This window comes from Streptomyces sp. NPDC007875 (genome assembly GCF_042868035.1).
Classification (GTDB): domain Bacteria; phylum Actinomycetota; class Actinomycetes; order Streptomycetales; family Streptomycetaceae; genus Streptomyces; species Streptomyces antimycoticus.
Map to the genome: position 1 here is coordinate 167,358 of NZ_JBIADZ010000008.1, position 22,128 is coordinate 189,485.

Annotated in this window: 16 protein-coding genes; 5 read left to right on the forward strand and 11 right to left on the reverse strand. The window is 70.9% G+C overall.

Annotation, left to right across the window (positions count from 1 at the left end; translation table 11 throughout):
• Nucleotides 1-32: 32 nt before the first annotated feature.
• The 8 genes from ACFYOY_RS18670 to ispH form a co-directional block, all read right to left on the reverse strand.
• Nucleotides 33-842, reverse strand: a complete 810-nt coding sequence (locus ACFYOY_RS18670; protein ID WP_351886049.1) for a hypothetical protein — start codon at nt 840-842, stop codon at nt 33-35.
• An 89-nt stretch (nt 843-931) separates the two neighbouring features.
• Nucleotides 932-2,551 (reverse strand): class I adenylate-forming enzyme family protein, encoded by a 1,620-nt coding sequence (locus ACFYOY_RS18675; protein ID WP_351886046.1) that lies wholly within the window; start codon nt 2,549-2,551, stop codon nt 932-934.
• A 53-nt stretch (nt 2,552-2,604) separates the two neighbouring features.
• On the reverse strand, nt 2,605-3,573 hold the full coding sequence (locus ACFYOY_RS18680) for a UbiA family prenyltransferase (protein ID WP_351886044.1): 969 nt from the start codon (nt 3,571-3,573) through the stop codon (nt 2,605-2,607).
• On the reverse strand, nt 3,570-4,778 hold the full coding sequence (locus ACFYOY_RS18685) for a 4-hydroxybenzoate 3-monooxygenase (RefSeq protein WP_351886041.1): 1,209 nt from the start codon (nt 4,776-4,778) through the stop codon (nt 3,570-3,572). The genes ACFYOY_RS18680 and ACFYOY_RS18685 overlap by 4 nt, the downstream gene beginning before the upstream one ends.
• Nucleotides 4,779-4,789: 11 nt before the next feature.
• Nucleotides 4,790-5,941, reverse strand: coding sequence for a flavodoxin-dependent (E)-4-hydroxy-3-methylbut-2-enyl-diphosphate synthase (gene ispG / locus ACFYOY_RS18690; protein ID WP_388588115.1), 1,152 nt, complete (start codon nt 5,939-5,941; stop codon nt 4,790-4,792).
• Nucleotides 5,938-7,836 carry a 1-deoxy-D-xylulose-5-phosphate synthase gene (gene dxs, locus ACFYOY_RS18695; protein WP_351886035.1) on the reverse strand — a complete coding sequence of 633 codons (1,899 nt, stop codon included), beginning with the start codon at nt 7,834-7,836 and terminating at the stop codon, nt 5,938-5,940. Before dxs ends, ispG begins: the two co-directional genes overlap by 4 nt.
• A 68-nt stretch (nt 7,837-7,904) precedes the next feature.
• On the reverse strand, nt 7,905-8,978 hold the full coding sequence (locus ACFYOY_RS18700) for a polyprenyl synthetase family protein (protein WP_351886032.1): 1,074 nt from the start codon (nt 8,976-8,978) through the stop codon (nt 7,905-7,907).
• On the reverse strand, nt 8,975-10,036 hold the full coding sequence (ispH, locus tag ACFYOY_RS18705; protein ID WP_388588119.1) for a 4-hydroxy-3-methylbut-2-enyl diphosphate reductase: 1,062 nt from the start codon (nt 10,034-10,036) through the stop codon (nt 8,975-8,977). The genes ACFYOY_RS18700 and ispH overlap by 4 nt, the downstream gene beginning before the upstream one ends.
• A 774-nt stretch (nt 10,037-10,810) precedes the next feature.
• Between ispH and ACFYOY_RS18710 the strand changes: the two genes are divergently transcribed.
• From ACFYOY_RS18710 to ACFYOY_RS18720, 3 genes are all read left to right on the forward strand, one after another.
• Nucleotides 10,811-11,992: a 3-deoxy-7-phosphoheptulonate synthase gene (locus ACFYOY_RS18710; RefSeq protein ID WP_388588121.1), complete on the forward strand. Its 1,182-nt coding sequence runs from the start codon at nt 10,811-10,813 to the stop codon at nt 11,990-11,992.
• Between the two features lie 43 nt (nt 11,993-12,035).
• Nucleotides 12,036-14,162 carry an aminodeoxychorismate synthase component I gene (gene pabB, locus ACFYOY_RS18715; protein WP_388588123.1) on the forward strand — a complete coding sequence of 709 codons (2,127 nt, stop codon included), beginning with the start codon at nt 12,036-12,038 and terminating at the stop codon, nt 14,160-14,162.
• Nucleotides 14,163-14,262: 100 nt separating this feature from the next.
• Complete coding sequence (locus tag ACFYOY_RS18720; RefSeq protein WP_351886020.1) at nt 14,263-14,907, forward strand: TetR/AcrR family transcriptional regulator; 645 nt, start codon at nt 14,263-14,265, stop codon at nt 14,905-14,907.
• Between the two features lie 44 nt (nt 14,908-14,951).
• Here the strand turns inward: ACFYOY_RS18720 and ACFYOY_RS18725 are convergent, their stop codons facing one another.
• Complete coding sequence (locus ACFYOY_RS18725; protein WP_161561839.1) at nt 14,952-15,413, reverse strand: MaoC family dehydratase; 462 nt, start codon at nt 15,411-15,413, stop codon at nt 14,952-14,954.
• 237 nt (nt 15,414-15,650) lie between these two features.
• Entirely contained in the window at nt 15,651-16,262 is a 612-nt protein-coding gene (locus ACFYOY_RS18730; RefSeq protein ID WP_086710055.1) for a hypothetical protein, read from the reverse strand.
• Between the two features lie 201 nt (nt 16,263-16,463).
• Between ACFYOY_RS18730 and ACFYOY_RS18735 the strand changes: the two genes are divergently transcribed.
• Nucleotides 16,464-19,310: a penicillin acylase family protein gene (locus tag ACFYOY_RS18735; RefSeq protein WP_388588128.1), complete on the forward strand. Its 2,847-nt coding sequence runs from the start codon at nt 16,464-16,466 to the stop codon at nt 19,308-19,310.
• A gap of 49 nt (nt 19,311-19,359) precedes the next feature.
• On the opposite strand, the gene ACFYOY_RS18740 is transcribed toward ACFYOY_RS18735, so the two are convergent.
• A complete protein-coding gene (locus ACFYOY_RS18740; RefSeq protein ID WP_388588131.1) occupies nt 19,360-20,697 on the reverse strand; it encodes a serine-threonine protein kinase in 1,338 nt (445 codons plus the stop codon).
• 300 nt (nt 20,698-20,997) lie between these two features.
• Here ACFYOY_RS18740 and ACFYOY_RS18745 point away from each other — a divergent pair, with 300 nt between their 5' ends.
• The gene (locus ACFYOY_RS18745) at nt 20,998-22,038 is read left to right on the forward strand and encodes a LysR family transcriptional regulator (protein ID WP_351886011.1); all 1,041 of its coding nucleotides are present in this window, start codon (nt 20,998-21,000) and stop codon (nt 22,036-22,038) included.
• Nucleotides 22,039-22,128: the final 90 nt, after the last annotated feature.

Genomic DNA, 22,128 nt, shown 5'->3' on the forward strand with positions numbered 1-22,128 from the left:
ATTCTCCGTGGACGAAACAGGCCCGGCGCGGCTCAGCCCGACGCCGCGCTGCGGACGGCCGGTTCCTGCTCATCCCGGCGCGGTGCGCTCCCGGCGGTGGCGAGGCCGTCCAGAGCGTCGGGAACCTCGGCCGGGGACCGGTTCCACGCCCACGGCGAGCGGCCCTCTTCGCGGACCTTCCGGTAGAGCAGTACGCAGTAGGTCGCGTCGATGGTCCAGACGGTCAGGAAGAGGAAGATGAACAGGTGGTGGCCCGGGTACATCACCAGCACCGTCCACCCCGCGAAGAACGATCCGATGCCCTTGGCGAGCGCCACGTACATCGACTGCCCGAGCGAGGATCCGCGGCGGCCCAGCATGAAGATGAACGACAGGCTCAGGAACACGTTCAGCCCGGTGCCGGTGTAGATGCCGGTGGCGTCCTTGAGCTCATAGGTCGTCATGATGTGGAAGACCGCGGACCACGCGATGACGCCGAAGACCATCCACCGGAAGGCCCGCCGGCTCATCGACGGGTAGTCCTTCCATCCGTAGCGCAGCGTCTGCCGGAGGATGAAGCAGTCGACCAGGAACCAGCTGAGATTGATCGGGCGCTGCACATCGGCCTGGTCCAGAATGAGGGAGAGGGTGAACTCCCAGGCGAGGTTGACCTCGACCACGAAGACGGGAATCCCCACCCGCTTGTCCAGTTTGGCGCGGTAGATGGCGAGCCCGTAGGCCACCAGCCAGCCCGATGCGCACGGGCCCATCAGGATCCAGAACAGCCAACTCGGCCGGTCCGCCTCCGGCAGGGTCACCGGAGCGATGTCCGGGAGATCGAAGAGAGCGGGCGGGAACCACACGGCTAATTACCCCTCGTTCACGGTGGATACGGTCGTCTCGACGCGTTGCGTGGCGTTGCTTTGTATGGCGTTGCTTTGCGTGGCGCGGGTCAGGTCCACTGTCCGGTGCCATAGGTGTCGCTCGAGCCCAGCAGCTGTTCGCGCAGCTCCCCCCGGCGCACCTTCCAGGTGGCGGTGCGCGGCATCTCCTCCCAGGGGACGAGCCGTGGCTTGTCCAGCTCGGGCAGGCCCCGGCAGGCCCGGTCCCACTCCTGGGGGTCGAGGGTGTCGTCGCGCATGCACAGCACCGGGATCGGCAACTGCCCCGGGACCCCCAGCACGATCACCTCGGAGGCCCGGTCCAGCCGGTCGAGCAGGGTCGACTCCAGCTCGATGCAGCTCATCCCGGGGATCATGTCGACCTCGCGGTCGATCAGCCGGATGCGGCCGTAGCCCGCGTACTCGCCCAGGTCGCCGGTGTTCCACCAGCGGCCCCGGTCCTTGGCGCGGTGCCGGTCGTCCTCGCCCAGGTAGGTCAGACACCGCGACTTGGTCCTGACCATCAGCAGCCCCGGCTTTCCCCGGGGCCGTTTGCGGCCGGTCTCCGGGTCCACGACCTTGACCCGGACCAGGGGCGGGAACCCGACGTTGGTGGCGTCATGCGCCCGGGGCTTGTCCGGGCGGACCATGGAGCGGGTGGCCACCCCGGCGGCGATGCCCGCGATCTCGGACTGCCCCACGCCCCAGGCCCACAGCGGGAGCCGGGCCCGGGAGGCGCCGAGGAACTTGCGGACCGTCCTGGGGTGGACCGCGTCGAAGGTGCTGATGAAGCGCCGTACGCCCGAGAACAGCTCGGGCCGGGTGTCGGCCAGCTCCTCCCAGTACTGGAAGACGTTCGGGCATGCCTCCAGCGAGGTGGGAGGGTGCTCGGCCAGCATGCGGGCCACGCTGTCCAGCGCCGGATCGGAGAGGATCACCATCTTCCGCGGCCCGCGGAACAGCGTCCCGTTGGTCCAGGACAGATTGCGGTTGTGGGCGAAGGAGATTCCGCTGGCCACCACGTCCCCCGGACGGGAGGTCATGAGCGGCAGCCGGTAGGACTCGATGCGGAACGGCACGGCCGCCAGGGTGGTGGCGGGCGAGTGCACCACCAGCTTCGGCACACCCGTGGTGCCCGAGGTGTGGGTGACCAGCATCGGTTCATGGAGGCCGCGGAACCGCACCGGCGGCCGGGAGCCGTCGCGCACATCGTCGATCCGCAGCGTTCCGCCGGGCAGCCCCGGGCGGTCGGCGCCGACGGCCACCAGGGTCATCCCCCGATCGTCCAGCGCGATACCGGCGGCGGTCATCCGCTCCAGCACCGTCGTGCCCATCACCAGCACCTTCGGGGAGATCCTGGTGAGCAGGGTGCGGATGTGCGCGGTCGACCTGATGGGCGCGATCATCACCGGCAGCGCCCCGAGCCGGGCGGCGGCCGCGGCGAGCAGGATGAAGTCGTAGTGGTTCTCCTTGACGATGGCGAGCCGGTCGCCGTGGCGCAGCCCCGCCCCGTGGAGCCAGCCCGCGGCGTCCTCCACCGTCGACGCCAGGGCGGACACATCGAAACGGGTGCCGGAATCCGGGGCGATGTCGAAGGGCCGGTCCAGATGCATGACCGTCGGTTTGCCCTGCTCGGCGGCTCGATGGAACAACCGGCCGACGTTGACGGGCCGTTGGGAACGCGCCGCCATGCCTCATCTCCTCGTCTATGGGGGGTGCGAAACGGCTGGGACAGAACGAACGGCTAGGTCAGAAGGAACAGCGCGGGCGCCAGCAGGCCCAGAAAGCCCAGGTCGTAGGCGTACAGCCCGAGCTTGCGGGCGGTCAGCCAGCGCCCCCGCACCGGGCCTTGGCACAGCTGGGCCGCATGGAGGACGGTGGCGGGCAGCAGGGTCAGCAGGGTCCACCACGGCCACGGCGTGGCCAGCCCCAGGACGCAGATCAGCGTGGCCGACACCAGGACGAAGGCGACCATGGCGGTCTGGTAGACCCGCGGCCCGGTCGACGCCGCCAGCGTCCTGCGGCCCACCGAGCGGTCCCCGTCCGCGTCGTTGACGTTGGAGTAGCTGCTCACCATGACCAGCCAGAGCCCCAGCAGCAGGCCCACCAGCACCGCGGGGGAGGACCAGTGCCGCTCCACCGCCAGATAGGGGGCCAGCAGCCCGGCGGTGGTGGCCAGGCACAGCAGCGTCTCCGCACCGCCCCGGTGGTAGCTCAGCCGCAGCCCGGCCGAGTACTGCACGCTGAAGAGGAACCCGACCCCGTAGAGGACGTATGCCACAGCCGGAGCCCGCCAGTCCAGCGCCCAGAACGCGCCGATCCCCGCGAGCACCGCGACCGAGGCCGCGCAGGCGATGAACCGCACCGCCTCGCGCTCGGTCACCGCCCCGCTGAGCAGCGGTTTGCCGCGGATGTCGCGCTTGGTCTCGCCGGCCTTGTAGTTGCGGGCGTCGCTGCCGTTGCGGAAGCCGACCAGGTCGTCGGTGGCGCAGGTGCAGGTGACGATGCCCATGGAGCCGAGCAGGAACAGCAGCATGGCGGCGGTGGTCCCCGGGCGGTCGCGCGCCTGCGGGCTCAGGGTCAGCCACGCCATGCCCCACCCGAAGTAGTTCTGGTACACGAAGATCTTCGACAGCCGGAACAGACCGCGCGCCACCTCCCCGCCACCGCGGGTGCCCGCCGTCCTCCGGCTCTCGCTGGTCAGTGAGGTCATGGCCGGCCTTCCCGGGCCGGGGTCCGCTCCCGCGCCAGGCCCACGTAGTTCTCGGCGAAGGTCCGCGCGGCGGCGGGGGAGTTCACCACAGACGCGAGCCGGGCGTCCTGCAGCCGCCCGTCGAACACCCGGCCCTCGGGGGGCCGGTGCAGCAGCCCCGACATCCAGTCGGAGAACTCCTGTGCCTGCCAGATCCCGGGCAGACAGGCGGCCGAATAGCCGTCCAGCGCGGTGCGGTCGCCGCTTCCGTAGAAATCCCGGAAGGCCGCGGCGAGCACCTTGACGTCCGCCACGGCGAGGTTGAGCCCCTTGGCCGCGGTCGGCGGCACGATATGCGCGGCGTCACCGGCCAGGAACAGCCGCCCGTGACTCATCGGCTCGGTGACGAAGCCACGGAGCGCCACACAGCTCTTCTCCAGGACCGGCCCCTCGGCCAGTTCGGGGGCCCCGTCGATGTCCAGCCGGGTGTGCAGCTCCTTCCAGATCCGCTCATCGGGCCAGCTCTCCACCCGCTCACCGGCCTCCACCTGCAGATAGAGCCGGCTCACCGCGGGCGAGCGCATGCTGTGCAGCGCGAAGCCCCGGCTGTGCACCGCGTAGATCAGCTCCTCAGCGGCGGGCGGGGCCTCGGCCAGCACGCCGAGCCAGGCGTAGGGGTAGCTGCGCTCGTAGGTCGAGAACGTTCCGGGCGGCACGGACCGGCGGGAGACCCCGTGGAATCCGTCGCAGCCCGCGACGAAGTCGCAGGCGATCTCCACCTGTTCGCCCGACACCGTGCAGCGCACGGTCGGCGTGTCCCCCTCCAGTCCCCGCGGTTCGACGTCGGGGACGTCGAACCACAGCCGCGCCCCGGCCGCCGTCCTGGCCCGGATCAGGTCCTTCACCAGCTCCTGCTGGCCGTACATATGGACGGTCCGGCCGGTCAGCTCGGTGAAGGGCATCCGGTGGGCGCGCGAGCCGAACCGGAAGACGAAGCCCTCGTGGACCAGCCCCTCGCGCTCCAGCCGGTCCGCCAGACCGGCCTCGCGCAGGAAGTCCACGGTGCCGCCTTCCAGCAACCCGGCCCGCACCCGCTTCTCCACGTACTCCCGGCTCCGCCGCTCCAGCACGATCGAGTCCACGCCGTACCGCTGGAGCAGATGGGAGAGCAGCAGGCCGCCGGGGCCCGCCCCGACGATCACGACCCGCGTGTTCAGGCGTTTCACCGATGTTCCCCTCACAGCACGCTGACGGTGGGGGACTCGGCGGCGTCCTGCGGGCCCGCCTCCTCGGCCAGGCGCATGGCCTCCTCGATCAGGGTCTCCACGATCTTGCTCTCCGGGACGGTCTTGATGACCTTCCCCTTGACGAAGATCTGGCCCTTGCCATTGCCGGAGGCGACACCGAGATCGGCCTCCCGGGCCTCACCGGGGCCGTTGACCACACACCCCATCACCGCGACCCGCAGCGGCACTTCCATGCCCTCGAGACCCGCGGTGACCTGGTCGGCCAGCTTGTACACATCCACCTGGGCCCGGCCGCAGGAGGGGCAGGAGACGATCTCCAGCTTGCGCGGCCGCAGATTGAGCGACTGCAGGATCTGCGTGCCGACCTTCACCTCCTCCATCGGAGGCGCCGACAGCGACACCCGGATGGTGTCGCCTATGCCCTGCCGCAGCAGTGCGCCGAAGGCCACGGCCGACTTGATGGTGCCCTGGAACGCGGGGCCCGCCTCGGTCACCCCCAGGTGCAGCGGATAGTCGCAGGACTCGGCGAGCAGCTCATAGGCACGCACCATGACCACGGGATCGTTGTGCTTCACCGAGATCTTCAGGTCGTGGAAGTCGTGTTCGGCGAAGAGCTCCGCCTCCCATAGCGCCGATTCCACCAGTGCCTCGGGGGTGGCCTTGCCGTGCTTGGCCATCAGCCGCGCGTCCAGCGAGCCGGCGTTCACCCCGATGCGGATCGGGGTGCCGTGGTCCTTCGCGGCGCGGGCGATCTCCTTGACCTTGTCGTCGAACTTCTTGATGTTCCCCGGATTCACCCGCACCGCCGCACAGCCCGCCTCGATGGCGGCGAACACGTACTTGGGCTGGAAGTGGATGTCGGCGATCACCGGGATCTTGGACTTGCGGGCGATCTGCGGCAGGGCGTCGGCGTCGTCCTGGCTGGGGCAGGCCACCCGGACGATGTCACAGCCCGTCGCGGTCAGCTCGGCGATCTGCCGCAGGGTGGCGTTGACATCGGCGGTGACGGTGGTCGTCATGGACTGTACGGAGACGGGGAAGTCGCTGCCGACCCCCACCGCGCCCACACCGAGCTGACGGGTGACGCGGCGCTTGCCGAGCACCGGTGGCGGTGCGGCGGGCAGGCCGAGATCGACGGTCATCGGGAATCCTCCTCAAGCGCCCGGACACCCGGCGCACGGTCGGCCGCGATCCGCGACCGGATGGAACGGGCCAGGTCTTCGGGGCTCAGGCCGCATTCGGCGAGCAGCTCGGCGCGTTTGCCGTGGTCCAGGAAGCGCTGCGGAATCCCGAAACCGGACACCGGGGCCCGGACACCGGCGTCGCGCAACTCCTGGGCGAGCAGCGAGCCGTAGCCCCCCACGCGCAGGTTGTCCTCGACGGTGACGACGAGCCGGTACTGCTCCGCCAGCTTGATCAGGGACGGGCTGACCGGTTTGATCCAGCCGGGGTCCACCACGGTGACGCCCAGGCCCTCCTCGGTGAGCCGGCGCGCCGCGTCACAGGCCGTCGCGGCCATGGCGCCCACGGACACCAGCAGGACGTCATCGCCCGGGGACCGGTGGAGCACATCGATGCCGTCGTGCTGGTCGACGGCGGGGATGTCGGGCCCCACCGGTCCCTTGGGGAACCGGATGGCGCTGGGGCCGTCGGTGACCGCCACCGCCTCGCGCAGCGCGGCGCGCAACGAGGTCCCGTCGCGGGGTGCCGCGACCCGCAGGCCGGGCACGATCCCGAGTACCGACAGATCCCACATGCCGTTGTGGGAGGCCCCGTCGTCACCGGTGATCCCGGCCCGGTCGAGGACGAACACCACGGGGCATGAGTGCATCGCCACGTCCATCAGCAGCTGGTCGAAGCCGCGGCCCAGAAACGTGGAGTACACGGCCACCACCGGCACCATCCCGGCCATGGCCAGCCCCGCGGCCGAGGTGACCGCGTGCTGCTCGGCGATGCCGACGTCGAAGACCCGGTCGGGGAACTCCTCGGCGTACGCCGCGAGCCCGGTGGGCCGCAGCATCGCCGCCGTCACCGCCACCACCTCGGGGCGCTCACGGGCGATCTCGACCAGCTCCGCGCCGAAGACCGAGGTCCAGGACGGGCCCGGGGAGCCCAGCGGTTCGCCGGTCGCCGGGTCGCTGGCGGCGACCGCGTGATGGTGGTCGCGCTCGTCGGCCTCCGCGCGCCGGTAGCCGTGGCCCTTGCGGGTCAGGCAGTGCACCACGACCGGCCCGCCGAACCCCGCGGCCTGCCGCAGGGCGGCCTCCACCGCCGCGATGTCGTGTCCGTCCACGGGCCCGAGGTATTTCAGGCCCAGGTCGGCGAAGAGCCCCTGCGGGGCGAGCATGTCCTTGAGCCCCGTCTTGACCGCGTGCAGCGCCTCATACAGCTTCGGGGTCTGCCGTAGCCGGTGCTTGGACCACTCCAGGAACCGCTCGTAGTCGGGGGAGGTGCGCAGGCCCGCCAGATGGGTGGCGAGGCCGCCCGTGGTCGGCGCGTAGGAACGGCCGTTGTCGTTCACCACGATGACGACGGGACGGTCCGGGGCGCCCGAGATGTTGTTCAGCGCCTCCCAGGCCATGCCGCCGGTCAGCGCCCCGTCCCCGATGACGGCCACCACCGCGCGGTCTGACTCGCCGCGCAGCCGGAACCCCTTGGCGAGGCCGTCCGCGTAGGACAGGACGGTGGAGGCGTGGCTGTTCTCGATGGTGTCGTGCTCGGACTCCGCCCGGCAGGGGTAGCCGGACAGGCCGCCCTTCTGCCGGAGCCGGTCGAAACCCTTCCGGCGGCCGGTGAGGATCTTGTGTACGTACGCCTGGTGGCCGGTGTCCCACAGAATGCGGTCCCGCGGGGAGTCGAACACGCGGTGCAGCGCGATGGTGAGTTCGACGGTGCCCAGGTTGGGCCCCAGGTGGCCGCCGGTCCGCAGCACCTTGTCGATGAGGAAGTGCCTGATCTCACCCGCGAGGTCGGTCAGTTGGGCGGTGTTCAGATGCTTGATGTCGGCGGGACCGTGGATGGTCTCCAGCAGTGTCATCCGGGCTCTTTCCCTCCGCGTCGGTGCCGCCACCGGGTGCGGTCGCTGTCGGTGCCCATCGGCCGTCCTCACGCGTTCCGGTAGGCGACCTCGTGGGCCATGGCGGCCAGTTCCTCCCGCCACTGGGGCTCCAGCGGGGCGGCGGCGATGGCACGGCAGGCCCGCTCCACGAGCCCGTCGATGTGCTTCTCGACGTCGTCGCGCACACCCGTCTCGATCAGCAGCTCCCGCAGGTGGTCGGCGCCCCGCAGCTGAGCGGGCACCAGCTCCCGGATGTGCGCGTTGCGCTGGATGGCCAGGGCCATCAGCAGCGTCATCTTGTGCTGCTCGAAGTCCAGACCACTCGGCTTGCCGGTGACCTCGGAGTCCCCGAAGGCGTCCAGGAGGTCGTCGCGCAGCTGGAACGCCTCACCGAGCGCGGCCCCGTACTCCTCGAAGGCCGGCGCCACGTCGGGGCGGCCGGCCACCGCGGCGCCCAGGACCAGCGGGCGGTGGATGGTGTAGCGGCCGGACTTGGCGATGGCGATCCACCGCGAGGTCTCCGGGTCGGGCTCGAACTCCACGGACGCCGCGACGTCCATGTACTGGCCGATGATCAGCTCCGAGCGCAGCAGATGCCACTCGGCGGCGACCGCGGGTTCCACCTCGGCCATGATCTCGTCGGAGTAGACCAGGGCCAGATCACCCGCGAGGATCGCGACGTTCTCCCCGTAGCGGCCCGCCGCGCCCCGCCATCCGCGCTCGCGGTGCAGCGCGGCCTGGCTGGTGTGCACGGTCGGCGCCCCGCGGCGCACCGGGGACTCGTCCATCACATCGTCATGGATCAGCGCACAGGCGTGCAGCAGTTCCAGTGCGGCGGCGACGGGGATGACGCGGTGGTCCTCCGGGTCGCCGCCGGCGGCCAGATAGCCGCTCAGGCAGAACGTGGGGCGCATGCGCTTGCCGCCCGCGTTGACCAGGTCGGCGATCCCGTCGATGGGGACGCTGGAGCGCGGGTCCAGCGCGTGCCACCGGTCGTACTCCGCGGACAGGAAGGCGTGCAGCCGCTCCTCGACCCGGGGCAGCAGGCTCATCAGCGCCCGGCGGGCGGTGGTGGCCGGGGCCGAGGCGGGGCGGGGGGTCGCCATCACATGGGCAGTCACATCGTCCTCCTAGGGGTTCCGGCCGGTGCGTCCGGCGGGACCTTCGACCAGGCGTCGTCGAGCCGTTCCCGGTCGTCGGACCGGACGCCGTCGGTGAGCTGCAGGGGCATGGAGAAGACCACGTCCTCGACGGCCGTGGACTCGATCTCGACCTCGTCATGGCCGAACTCGGCGAGCCGGTCGAGGAGTTGGTGGACGAGGGCGTCCGGGACGCTGGCGCCGGAGCTGACGCCGACGGTGGTCACGCCCGCCAGCCAGCCGCCGTCGAGCCGGGAGACGTCCGGGACCAGTTGGGCGGGGGTTCCGGCCTCGCGGGCGACATCGACCATCCGCTGGGAGTTGCTGGAGTTCTCCGAGCCGACGACCAGCACCAGATCGGCCTGCTGGGCGAGGGACTTGATGCCGTTCTGCCGGTTCTGGCTGGCGTAGCAGATGGTGTCGGTCCCGGGGCCGACGATGTCGTCGAACCGCTCGGTGAGGGCGCGGACGATGTCGGCCGTCTCGTCCACCGACAAGGTGGTCTGGGTCAGATAGGCCACCGGGGTGTCCCGGGGCAGGTCCAGCCGTTCGACGTCCTCGACGGTTTCGACGACCAGGGTCGCGCGCGGTGCCTCCCCCCGGGTGCCTTCCGTTTCCTCGTGTTCCTCGTGCCCCACCAGCAGCAGGACCCGGCCGTCCCGGACCACCCGGCGCGCCTGCTGGTGGACCTTGGCCACCAGTGGGCAGGTGGCGTCGATGACCTGCAAGTTCCTATCGGCCGCACCGGCGCGGACCGCGGGCGAGACGCCGTGTGCGGAAAAGAGGCACACCGCCCCTTCGGGAACGTCGAATTCCGATTCCACAAAGCGTGCGCCCTTGCGCTCCAGGAGGCTGACGACGTAGTGGTTGTGGACGATCTGTTTTCGAACATAAATAGGCGGGCCGTATACCTCGAGCGCCCGCTCCACCATGGCAATGGCGCGGCGGACACCCGCGCAGAAACCGCGGGGTTCGGCGAGGATGACGCGTTTGCGGGGCGCTCTCGTATCGGAGCGCGAGGACTGCGTGCTTAAGGGCATGACGTATTGCTCCAACGCCGGCATGCGGCTCGGATGTGAATGGGCGCGTCGCTGTGCAGGCATGCCGCAGCGGGCGGGGCATGGCTTTGTCCTGGCGTTTGAGGATGGCTGTCGATGGATCGGCGGGCTACGGGTCAGCAATTGCTCAAAGAGGCCTGGTGGCCCGTCTGACCTGGGAAGATGCCGAAAAAGCCACTGCCAGGAGGCAAGGCGTTATGGACGTTCTCCGGAAGCCGGTGCTCGGAGACGATTCGGTCGAAGAGACATTCACTTACCCCCGTAAGTCTCATTTGACAGCTACGCCATCCGAAGCAGTTCCCCCGTCGGATATGCGCAGGTCGAAAACACTATAGAAGGCGAGACCGAGTGCAAGTCCTACGCATGTGACCCTCGTCACATTCCGAAATGCGGGCGGAACTGTCGCTTACGGTTGCGGGCGATTGCTAGGCTCCCTGCCGCGCTGACCCGACGTGTCGTCGGCTTGTGCAACGGGGGCTCTGAGCCGGAAATTCCGGTAGTAACCGCTGGTAAACCCTTCCGAGTGGATGGAGAAATCCACTCGAAGGAGTGACGGACGTATATCCAGCTTTTCTATCTTCGCTGGTCACGGTTTTGCGGCCGGGAGCGGGTTCGTCTGTTTCCTCGGTTCCGTCGACCCGTCCGGCCTGCCGGTTCGGGGGTCCCCACAGGTGTCCCGCGCCGTCGGGACGCTTCAGCAGCAGTCGCGACACTTCAGCGGGATGTGTCCGGCTCGACCAGTGGAGGCTTCCTCACATGACCGCTCCCGGCCCGACCGCGGAGAAGGTGACCGCTCAGCAGCCGCCGTGGCCCGACCCGGACCGGCTCGAGGAGGTCCGGCACGCCCTGAGCGGCCGCCCCCCGTTGATCCCCCTTGAGGAGACCGGGGAGCTGACCCGGCGGATGGCCGGGGTGCAGCGCGGGGAGGCGGTGGTCCTCCAGGGCGGGGACTGCGCCGAGCTGTTCGCCGACGCCACGCCCCCCGTGGTGCGGCGCAAGGTGGGGCAGCTGCGCGAGCTGTCCGCGGCGATCCGGACCGGGCTGGGCCTTCCGGTGGTGACGATGGGGCGTATCGCGGGCCAGTACGCCAAGCCCAGATCGATGCCGTACGAACCGCTCCCCGACGGGACCCGACTGCCCGTCTACCGGGGAGACGCGGTCAACGGTGCCGCCGCCGACCCCCGCGCCCGGATCCCCGACCCGGACCGGCTGCTCACCGCCTTCGACCGCGCGGCCGCCGTCCTGTCCACGATGCGGGACGAACAGGCGGCGCACGACGCGGCCGAGCGGATCTACGCCTGCCATGAACTGCTGCTGCTCGCCTACGAGTTACCCCTGCTCCGCGCCGACCACGGCGGCGGCCACGCCTCCTCCGTCCACTTCGGCTGGATCGGCGAGCGGACCAGGGACCCCGAGGGCGCGCACATCCGGCTGGCCGCCTCGATCCGCAACCCGGTCGGCGTCAAGGTCGGGCCGTCCGCGACACCCGCGGACCTGGTGGAGCTGGCGCGTCTGCTCAACCCCGAGCGCCTGCCCGGCCGGCTGACCTTCATCGTGCGCATGGGCGCGGACCGGATCGAGTGGCTGCTGCCGCCGCTGATCGAGGCGGTCACGGAGACCGGGATCCCGGTGGTCTGGCTGACCGATCCCATGCACGGCAACACGATCCGCTCCGGAAGCGGTCACAAGACCAGATCCCTGCGGGCGATCCTCGACGAGGTCGCCGCGTTCCACCGGATCCTGCGGGACCGCCGTCAGTGGCCCGGCGGGCTGCACCTGGAGATGACACCGGAACCGGTCACCGAGTGCGTCGCACATCCCGCGGACGCCGGGACCGCCGCGTTCCCCCGGTACCGGTCGCCCTGTGACCCCCGGCTGAACCCCGAGCAGGCCGCCGAAACGGTCCACGCGTTCACCGCCTTGCTCCGCGCGGCGTGAACCCTGCCCGTCATCCTTAAGTTCCGATAGGTTCGAGGTTTCGATGCGCACGCTGCTGGTAGACAACTACGACTCGTTCACCTACAACCTGTTCCACTACCTGGCCGAGGTCAACGGCCAGGAGCCCGAGGTGATCCGGCACGACGACCCCGGCTGGAAGCCCGAGATGCTGCGGGACTTCGACAACGTCGTCATCTCTCCCGGGCCCGGCAGCCCCGAGCGCCCGGCCGACTTCGGTGTCTGCCGCGACATCATCCTCGACGGCGCCCTGCCGCTGCTCGGCGTCTGCCTGGGCCACCAGGGGGTGGGCCTGCTGAGCGGAGCCCGGGTGGTCCGGGCCCCGGAGCCGCGGCACGGCCGGCTGTCCCGGGTGGCGCACGATGGCTCCGGCCTCTTCACCGGGCTGCCCAGCCCCTTCGACGTCGTCCGCTACCACTCGCTCACCGTCACCGACCTGCCCGAGGAGCTGCGGGCCACCGCATGGACCGAGGACGGTGTGCTGATGGGGATCGCCCACCGTGAACGGCCCCTGTGGGGCGTCCAGTTCCACCCCGAGTCGATCTGTACCGAGCACGGCCGGCTGCTGCTGGGCAACTTCGCCGACCTCACCCGCTCCTGGCAGACCGGGCATGGCGTGGAACCGGCGCGGCGGCGCGCCCCGCGCTCCCCGCGCGGCGGCGCCGGGCCCACCGCCGCGCCGCGCGCCACGCCGCGGTCCCTGCGGGTGCTGGTGGAGACCCTGCCCACCCGCTGGTCGGACGAGGTCGTCTTCGACCGGCTCTTCCGCGCCGACCGGCACGCCTTCTGGCTGGACAGCAGCGCCGTCGGGGGCGAGCGCGGGCGGTTCTCGATGATGGGGGACGCCTCGGGGCCGCTGGCCCGGGTCGCCACCGCCGACACCTGGGCGGGCACCGTCACCGTCACCGCGGACGGCTCCCGCGAGGTCCTGCATGAGGAGTTCCTGTCCTGGCTGGAGCACGATCTGCGGGGCGCCCGGGTCGAACTGCCCTCGCTGCCCTTCGACTTCGCGCTCGGCTGGACTGGATACCTCGGGTACGAGCTCAAGGCCGAGTGCGGCGGTGAGCGGACCCACCGTTCCCCGGAGCCCGATGCCGCGATGATCTTCGCGGACCGCGCCGTGGTGTTCGACCACGAGACCTCGGCCACCTATCTCCTGGCCCTCGCGGAGGAGGGCGCCGAGCGGGGCGGCGACGAACCGGCCCGGGCATGGCTGCGCGAGACCGCCGCCCGGCTGGCGGAGCTGGCCGGGCGGGAGCCCCGCCGCACCCCGCTCGAAGACGGGCCGGGAGAGGTGCGGCTGCGCCACGGCCGCGAGCGGTACCTGGAGATGATCGCCGCCTGCCAGGAGCTGATCACCGCCGGGGAGACCTATGAGGTGTGCCTGACGAACATGGCCGAGGCCGAAGGGTCGGTGGACCCGTGGGCCGCCTACCAGTACCTGCGCCGGCTCAGCCCCGCGCCCTTCGCCGCCCTGCTCCGCTTCGGCCCGCTGTCCGTGCTGAGCACCTCGCCGGAGCGCTTTCTGCGGGTCTTCGGGGACGGCACCGTCGAGTCCCAGCCGATCAAGGGCACCCGGCCGCGCGGAACCTCCCCGGCCGAGGACGAGCTGCTCCGCGTCGACCTGGCGACCAGCGAGAAGGACCGCTCCGAGAACCTGATGATCGTCGACCTGGTGCGCAACGACCTCGGCCGCACCGCGGAGGTCGGATCGGTGCGGGTGCCCAAGATCTTCGACGTGGAGACGTATGCGACGGTGCATCAGCTGGTCAGCACCGTGCGCGCCACCCTGCGGCCGTCCAGCTCCGCGGTCGAGAGTGTGCGCGCCGCCTTCCCCGGCGGATCGATGACCGGCGCGCCCAAGATCCGCACCATGCAGATCATCGACGATCTGGAGGCGGGCCCACGCGGCGTGTACGCGGGCGCCATCGGCTACTTCTCGCTGTCCGGGGCGTGCGATCTGAGCATCGTGATCCGCACGCTGGTGGTCACCCCGGACCGGATCCGGTACGGGGTGGGCGGCGCGATCGTGGCGCTGTCCGACCCGGACGAGGAGTTCGAGGAGACGGCCGTGAAGGCGACCCCGCTGCTGCGGCTGCTGGGCGCGGAGTTCCCCGGCCGGGTGGGCGCCGAGACGGCGGCCGCCCGCTGAGCGGGCCCTGACGTCCAGCGGGCACGGCCGTCCGTTGTGGTCCTCCGGAGCCCCCGGGGACATCTAAGCGCTTGCTCACTCTCCGTGTAGGGTGTCCGCCATGGACGCGGAGCCGAAGAACAGCGGGGGCGGGATCGAGCCCTGGGGCGACATCACCCCCGACGCCGCCCGGCGGCTGGTGAGCGCCGCCGTGCACGCCTTCGCGGAGCGCGGCTACCACGCCACCACCACCCGGGACATCGCGAGCCGCGCCGGAATGAGCCCGGCCGCCCTCTACATCCACTACAAGACCAAGGAAGAGCTGCTCTACCAGATCAGCAAGGTCGGCCATGAGCGGGCCCTGGAGATCGTGGAGCGGGCCCGGGACAGCGCGGGCACCCCCGCAGAGCGGCTGGCCGGCGCCGTCCGCGCCTTCGTCCGCTGGCACGCCGAGCACCATATGACCGCGCGGGTGGTGCAGTACGAGCTCGGCGCGCTCGCCGAGGAGCACCATGCCGAGGTCATCGCCGTCCGCAAGGCCACGGACGGGGCGGTGCGCTCGATCATCGAGGACGGGGTGAGGGCGGGCGCCTTCGACGTCCCGGACGTCCGCGGCGCCACGGTCGCGGTGCTCTCCCTGTGCATCGACGTCGCCCGCTGGTTCAACGCCCGCGGGCGCAGCACCCCCGACGAGGTCGGCGACCTCTACGCGGGACTGGTGCTGCGCATGGTGGGGGCCGACGGCGGTCAGGACCGGCGGTCGTAAGGGCGACGGCCGGTCAGGACCTGCCGTAGGAGCGACGGCCGTCGTCAGGCGTAGTAGCGGACGACGCACTCCGCCACGCACACCGGCTTGGTCCCGCCCTCCCGCTCGAGGGTGACCGCCAGCGTCATCTGCAGCCCGTCCTTGACCTCGGACACCTCCACGATCCGGCCGGTGGCGCGCAGCCGGGAGCCGACCGGGACGGGGGAGGGGAAGCGGACCTTGTTCACGCCGTAGTTGATGCCCATCCGCACGCCCTCGACCCGCAGCAGCTGCGGGGTGAACGACGGCAGCAGGGACAGCGTCAGATAGCCGTGCGCGATCGTGGTGCCGAACGGACCGGCGGCGGCCTTGTCCGGGTCCACATGGATCCACTGGTGGTCGCCGGTCGCGTCGGCGAACAGATCGATGCGCTTCTGGTCGATCTCCAGCCAGTCACTGGGGCCGAGTTCCTCGCCGACCGCGGACCGCAGTTCATCGGGCGAGGTGAAGATCCTGGGCTCTGCCATGCGTGCCTCCCGGGCAACCACTCACTAAGCGACTGCTCAGCATGGTTGGCCGACCCGGGCCCTGTCAACGCGCGCCGCGCCCCCGCACGCAGGCTCCACGCCGACGCGGCCGCCGGCGGACCTCAGCGTTCGCCGGTCCTCGTCAAGGGATTCCCGCGCGCTCGCCGGCCACCCGGTGCGGGGACTCCGGCGAGCGCGCTCCCGGCCAGGGGCGGCCGGGCGCCGAACGGTGGCGCGTCATACGGTGGCGTAACGGCCCAGCCGGACCGTGCCCCGGGACGCCGCCAGCGCCTCGGTGGTCAGCAGCGGCAGCGGCACCACGATGCCGCAGTCCGCGCAGACCGGCCCGGCCGATGGATAGCGGTCCAGGTCCTCGCGCCAGACCAGGCCCCGCTGCGCACACACGGGGCAGGCCGACCCCGGCCCCGACTCCATCGCGGCGATCAGCCGTCGCAGCACGTCCGCGAGGCGGTCGCCGGGATGGGTCGAGGGGCTCTCGCAGGGAATGATGTCGCATCCGCCCCAGGTGCGCAGATGCCAGTCGTCGACGGTGCTCGGCTGCCGGATGCCGAGAAGTTTCTCCTGCCTGCGCCGGGCGGCGAAGTCCGCCTCGTACGCGAGCCACAGCGTGCGGGCCTCCTCGAGCTCTTCCAGTGCGGTGAGCAGTCGTAGGGGGTCCGGCCTGCGGTCCTCCGGGGGGATCCCGGAGCGGGTGCACAGATGGTGCCAGGTCGCCCGGTGCCCGTACGGGGCGAACCGTTCGAGGCATTTGCGCAGCGATGTGCGCCGAGCAGTGATGTGTCTGCGTGGATTGCGAACTTCTCGTGCCAGTGCTCTGAAACCGGCCACTTCATACCACCTCCGCGAGTGCGGACCCGACTCGTTGTCGAATGGACGTAACGCAGTGCGATCCGGATCCATCGAATTCCCCGGACTTTCGCCGGCAGTCCTCATTGGGCCTCTCGCGCAACGAAGTTGACGTCCACTCATCTTCCGGGCCGCTAATACCGCCGGTAACCTCCGTCGCGACGGCAATCGGGAGGAGCGCACATGCGACGACGAACCCCCAGGCCCACCAGAACCCGCACGTTCACCAGTACCGTGCTCGCCGCGGCCGCCGCGCTGGGCCTCGGCGTCGCCCTCGCGGCCCCGGTGCCACAGCCGGCCCGGGCCGAGCCCGCCGCGGCGGCCGCCACCGACTACTGCCGCAGCCAGTGCTCCGACATCCTTCCGCCGGGCGCCACCGGCAACGCCACCCTCGCCGACATCCTCGCCAACCGGGTGCTGGGCACCCACCCCGAGCACAGCGCCGACCAGCTCGGCCCGTACGGCGACCTGGCGAGCGGCTACCCCACCCTCACCGACGACAAGCTGACGAACTTCTTCAACGACTCCTCGTTCGGAGTCCCCGCCGATCAGGTCGCCTCCGTGACCAAGCCGCGCGGCGACGTCACGATCACCCGCGACAAGAAGACCGGCGTCCCGCACATCCAGGGCACCACCCGCGAGGGCACCGAGTACGGCGCCGGATACGCCGCCGCCCAGGACCGGCTGTGGCTGATGGACCTCTTCCGCCACGTGGGCCGCGGCGAGCTGACCTCCTTCGCCGGCGGCGCCCCCGCCAACCAGGGCCTGGAACAGGACTTCTTCCGCCAGGCGCCGTACACCGAGGCCGACTACCAGGCGCAGGTGGACTACATCCTCGCCCACGGCGGAGAGCGCGGCCGCCAGGCGCTGGCCGACGCCCAGGCGTACGTCGACGGCATCAACGCCTACGCCAAGAAGGCCAAGGACGGCCGGTACTTCCCCGGTGAGTACGTGCTCACCGGCCATATCGACGCGATCACCAACGCCGGTGAGATCCAGCCCTTCAAGCTCACCGACCTGATCGCCCTCGCCTCCGTGGTCGGCGCACTCTTCGGCAACGGCGGGGGCGGCGAGGTGGAGGGCGCGCTCTCGCTGCTCGCCGCCCAGCAGAAGTACGGCCTGGCCGAGGGCGCGAAGGTGTGGGAGTCCTTCCGCGAGCGCAACGACCCGGAGGCGGCGCTGACCGTACGCGACGGCAGCTTCCCGTACGCCGGCAAGCCCGCCGCGCCCCAGGGCGCCGCGCTGCCCGACGCCGGGTCGGTCACCCCCGAACAACTGGTCTACGACCGCGAGGGCGGCGCCGCCGCCAAGTCCGGCGCAACGCCCCGCACCAAGGTCAAGGCCCCGAAGGCATCCCTGGAGCCGCTGCGCGGCATCTACGACGACGGGGTGCTGCCCCGCGATCTGTTCAGCCGCAAGAAGGGCATGTCCAACGCGCTCGTGGTCTCCGGCAAGTACACCGCGAGCGGCCACCCGGTGGCCGTCTTCGGCCCGCAGACCGGCTACTTCGCCCCGCAGCTGCTGATGCTCCAGGAGCTCCAGGGCCCGGGGATCAGCGCCCGCGGCGCCTCCTTCGCGGGGGTCGGGATGTACATCCAGCTCGGCCGGGGCCAGGACTACGCCTGGAGCGCCACCACCTCCGGCCAGGACATCACCGACACCTACGCGGTCGAGCTGTGCTCCCCGGACGGCTCCACGCCGTCCAAGGACTCCACGTACTACCGCTACCACGGCGACTGTGTGCCGATGGACAAGCTGGAGCGGCGCAACGCCTGGAAGCCCACCCTCGCCGACTCCACCGCCGCGGGTTCGTACCGGATGCAGGTCTACCGCACCAAGTACGGGCTGGTGACCCATCGCGCGACCGTCGACGGCAAACCGGTGGCCTACACCATGCTGCGCTCCACCTACCGCCACGAGGCCGACTCCATCATCGGCTTCCAGATGCTCAACGACCCGGGCTATGTGACCGACGCCAAGTCCTTCCAGAGCGCGGCGCAGAACATCAACTACACCTTCAACTGGTTCTACGCCGACTCCCGGCAGACCGGCTACTACAACAGCGGGCTCAATCCGGTGCGCGCCGCGGACGTCGACGCCTCGCTGCCGGTGAAGGGTGAAACCGCCTACGAGTGGCGGGACTTCGATCCCAAGGACAACACCGCCGCCTCCACACCGCCCGCCGAACACCCCCAGTCCATCGACCAGGACTACTACATCAGCTGGAACAACAAGCTGGCCAAGGACTACAGCGCGGCCGGTTTCGGCAACGGCTCGGTGCACCGCGGCAACCTCCTCGACGACCGGGTGCGCGCCCTGGTCCGCAAGGGCGGTGTCACCCGCTCCGCGCTCACCCGGGCCATGGCCGAGGCCGCCGTCACCGATCTGCGCGGCGAGGACGTGCTGCCGGAGCTGCTGAAGGTGCTGCGCTCGGGGCCCATCGACGACCCCCAGCTGGCCACGGCCGCACAGCAGCTGGACTCCTGGCAGTCGGCGGGCTCACAGCGCCATGAGACCAGCGCCGGCTCGCACACCTACGGGCACGCCGACGCGGTACGGATCATGGACGCCTGGTGGCCGCTGCTGGTCGAGGCCGAGTTCAGATCCGGGCTGGGCGACGGCCTCTACGACGCCCTGCGCGCCAATCTCACGGTCGACGAAGCGCCCTCGGCCGGACACGGCCCCACCGGCTCGCACGCCGGGTCCTCGTTCCAGTACGGCTGGTGGTCCTATGTCGACAAGGATCTGCGCACGGTCCTCGGCGAGGACGTCAAGGGCCCGCTGGCCCGGCCCTACTGCGGCGGCGGACAGCTCAGTGCCTGCCGTGACGCCCTGCTGACCAGCCTGAAGACGGCCGTGGGCAAGACCGCCGCACAGGTCTACCCGGGGGATGACAACTGCTCCGCGGGCGACCAGTGGTGCGCCGACGCCATCATCCACCGGCCGGTCGGCGGGCTGACCCACGACAAGATCAGCTGGCAGAACCGGCCGACCTTCCAGCAGGTCGTGGAGTTCCCGGCCCATCGCTGAGGCCACCGGGGCGGGGCCTCGCACCCGGCGAGGCCCCGCCCCGGGCCCGCTACCCTTCCCCGATCCGGCCCGCGCGCAGCACCACCCGGGCCAGCTCCTCATGGCAGATGTCGCTGTGTGCCCCGACCGGCGGCACACCGTGCCGTACGACCTCCGAGACATCGACGCTCACACAGCCCTCCGCCGGGAACGGGCCCTCCAGCGCCTTTGCCAGGTCCAGGCGCGGGCACCCCTCCACCGCCTGGACGCCGTCGTACCCGATCGCCTCCCAGCGGGTGTCGCCCGGCAGCGGCGGGCCATCGTCCCCCAAGGCCCGTGACGCCACCGGGTACAGCAGCCCGAGCGCGGTGTCATGGCGCGAATGGCAGGACACCACGGGCCCGCGGACCCGGTGGGCGGCGGAGTGCAGGGCGCCGCGGCGGTCGGCGGCGTGCGGCAGCCGCTCGGCGAACGCGTAGTGCGAGAACGCCCCCTGGAGCAGGGTCACCGACGCCACCGTGGCGCCCTCCGGCAGCCCGGTCAGCGCGTACGACACCAGCCGGCCGCCGAAGCTGTGGCCCACCAGATGGAGCCGCGGGGCGGGCCGGAGGGCCGCGAGGGCGCCCAGCGCCGGTCCGAGACCCTCGCGCCCGACCGCGCCGGCCCGCCGCTTCATCACGTAGTACGTCGCCTGGCGGAGCAGCTCGTGCGCCCCGTCCCAGAGACCGTCGAGCCCGCTGTCGGGAAAGGCGCGGTCCTCCGCGTCGGACTTCCCGCGCGCCTCGGTGAGCGCGGCGGCGAACCGCTCACAGACCTCCGCCACGTCCTCACCGAACATCGCCGGTACGCCGGCGTCCGCGTCTCCGTCCTGGTCCACCGTGTCCCCGGCCGCGCCGTACTCCCCCTGGACCCGGACCAGCCCGCGCACCAGCACCCCGAACTCGTCCAGCGCCGCGAGCCGTTCGGGCCGCTCGGTCAGCAGCTCGGCCAGGCGCGCCACGATCTGCCGCCGCCCCGGGAAGACCGCGTCCAGCGCCCGGTGGGTCTCCGCGTCGAGCCCCGGGCGCGGAGCCTGAGCGTCGGGCCCCGGGGGCGCACCGGGCGCCGGCCCCGGGGGTGAGCCCGCCAGCGACTCGTCCGTGAACCGCATCGACGGCCACACCACCCCCACGTAGCCGAGCCGCGCCGGGCCCGCCTCGCCGAGCAGCTCCGGAAAGGGCGCGAAGAAGCGGTCATAGAGCCGCGTGGCCATCGTCCGGGTGTTGTTCCAGCCGTGCGCGAATACCACCAGATCCGTGAGGTCCCGCTGGGCGGCCTGTTCCAGCAGCCGGTCCCGCTGCCGGAAGTCGACGTCCCCGTAGGCGTCGAATCTCAGCTCCCAGTACGGTCGTACGCTCATCCCCGTCATCGCTGCTCCCCCTTGGATGGCCCGATGTGCGTGCATCGTCCCAACTGCCCCGTCCGCTGGCCATACGACACGCATACGGTCGCCGTCGGACAATCGGCCAGCCGTTCGACTTACCCAAAATGACGCGGCCGGAACCTGGAATGCCGGACTCCGCGGCCATCCAGAGATAGGGAATTCCCGAATATCCATCGGAAGAATATCCCCGCTGTTCTCGGGATCAGTTCACCCGGAAGGCGCTGCACTATGCTGCGAACGGAAACGTCATTGGGGTGCCGAATACTCTTCGAGCGGAAGGCCGGAATGCCCTTAAAGGATCGATGGCAGTACCCGACGGCGCTGCTGGACACCACGATGGACCAGCTCAGGACGTTGCTCGCGGTCCATGAGGCGGGCACCGCACTGGGCGCCGCCCGGCTGCTGGGGCGGGAGCAGTCCAGTGTGCAGAAACAACTGGACACCCTGAACCGGAACTTCGGCGCACTGTGCGGAGAGCCGTTGGTGGTCAAACGGGGACGCAGTCGGAATGTGCTCTTCACCGCGACCGGGGAGTCCCTCGCCGGACTCGCGCGCGGCACCCTGGAGGACTGGCTGGAGGGGCTGCACGACAGCCGCCGCCGTCTCGGCAGCCGGCTCTGTGTCGGCTCCACCCGTTACACCCTCGGCTTTCTGCTGAATGCCGTGGAGTTGGTCACCGGGGAATTCGACCGCCGGGGTGTCGAGCTCAAGGTCGAACATGTGCGCACCCGGGATCTGCTGGAGCGGCTCGACGCCAAGGAGCTCGACCTGGTCTGCGGCAGCGTCCTGACCACGGCGGGCCACGACAGCCGGCTCGACGGCTTCGAGGTGATGGAGTGGCGGCGCAGCGGGCTGTCCCTGGTCACCAACCTGGATGCCGAGGAGCTGCCCGGGCCCTCGGTCCCGGTGAGCGAGCTGCCCCGGCTGCCGCTGGCGGTCTCGGCCGACGGCCTCATACCCGGCTTTCTGCGCGGCTGGTTCGGCGCCCGCTACCGCCAGGAGCTGCATATCGCGGCCGAGATCGACACCGTGCAGTACGGGCTGGAGCTGCTCTCCTCGGGGGTGCTGCGCGGCTGTGTGCTCGTCACCGAGGGCATCGGCGACGCGGTGGCCGACGGGCGGATCCGCGCCGGTGCCGGGCTGCGCACCCTGGAGCTGACCGACGGCGTGGGACCGGAGCTGGAAGTGCTGATCGGGGTGTTCGTACGAGCCGGGGAGCGCGCCGCGCAGGACTCCGGCCATCCGCTCAATGTGCTGTGGGACGCGCTCGCCGGGGAGAACGCCCGCTGGCGCGGGGTGATGCGCAAGAAGCGCCCCGGCCGGTAACCCGCCGGCCGTGCGCCGGGAGGCCGGTGTGCCTCTTCCGTTTACACATACCGACTGGTTAGTCTGCGCTGCGGGCAGGAGCCGAACCGA

Coding starts and splice junctions, on each gene's coding strand:
- ACFYOY_RS18675 (WP_351886046.1), bottom strand. CDS start 2,551: ATGGCGGCGCGTTCCCAACGGCCCGTCAACGTCGGCCGGTTGTTCCAT.
- ispG (WP_388588115.1), bottom strand. CDS start 5,941: ATGACCGTCGATCTCGGCCTGCCCGCCGCACCGCCACCGGTGCTCGGC.
- ACFYOY_RS18725 (WP_161561839.1), bottom strand. CDS start 15,413: ATGGCAGAGCCCAGGATCTTCACCTCGCCCGATGAACTGCGGTCCGCG.
- ACFYOY_RS18740 (WP_388588131.1), bottom strand. CDS start 20,697: ATGACGGGGATGAGCGTACGACCGTACTGGGAGCTGAGATTCGACGCC.
- ispH (WP_388588119.1), bottom strand. CDS start 10,036: ATGCCCTTAAGCACGCAGTCCTCGCGCTCCGATACGAGAGCGCCCCGC.
- ACFYOY_RS18735 (WP_388588128.1), top strand. CDS start 16,464: ATGCGACGACGAACCCCCAGGCCCACCAGAACCCGCACGTTCACCAGT.
- ACFYOY_RS18745 (WP_351886011.1), top strand. CDS start 20,998: ATGCCCTTAAAGGATCGATGGCAGTACCCGACGGCGCTGCTGGACACC.
- ACFYOY_RS18680 (WP_351886044.1), bottom strand. CDS start 3,573: ATGACCTCACTGACCAGCGAGAGCCGGAGGACGGCGGGCACCCGCGGT.
- ACFYOY_RS18710 (WP_388588121.1), top strand. CDS start 10,811: ATGACCGCTCCCGGCCCGACCGCGGAGAAGGTGACCGCTCAGCAGCCG.
- dxs (WP_351886035.1), bottom strand. CDS start 7,836: ATGACACTGCTGGAGACCATCCACGGTCCCGCCGACATCAAGCATCTG.
- pabB (WP_388588123.1), top strand. CDS start 12,036: ATGCGCACGCTGCTGGTAGACAACTACGACTCGTTCACCTACAACCTG.
- ACFYOY_RS18720 (WP_351886020.1), top strand. CDS start 14,263: ATGGACGCGGAGCCGAAGAACAGCGGGGGCGGGATCGAGCCCTGGGGC.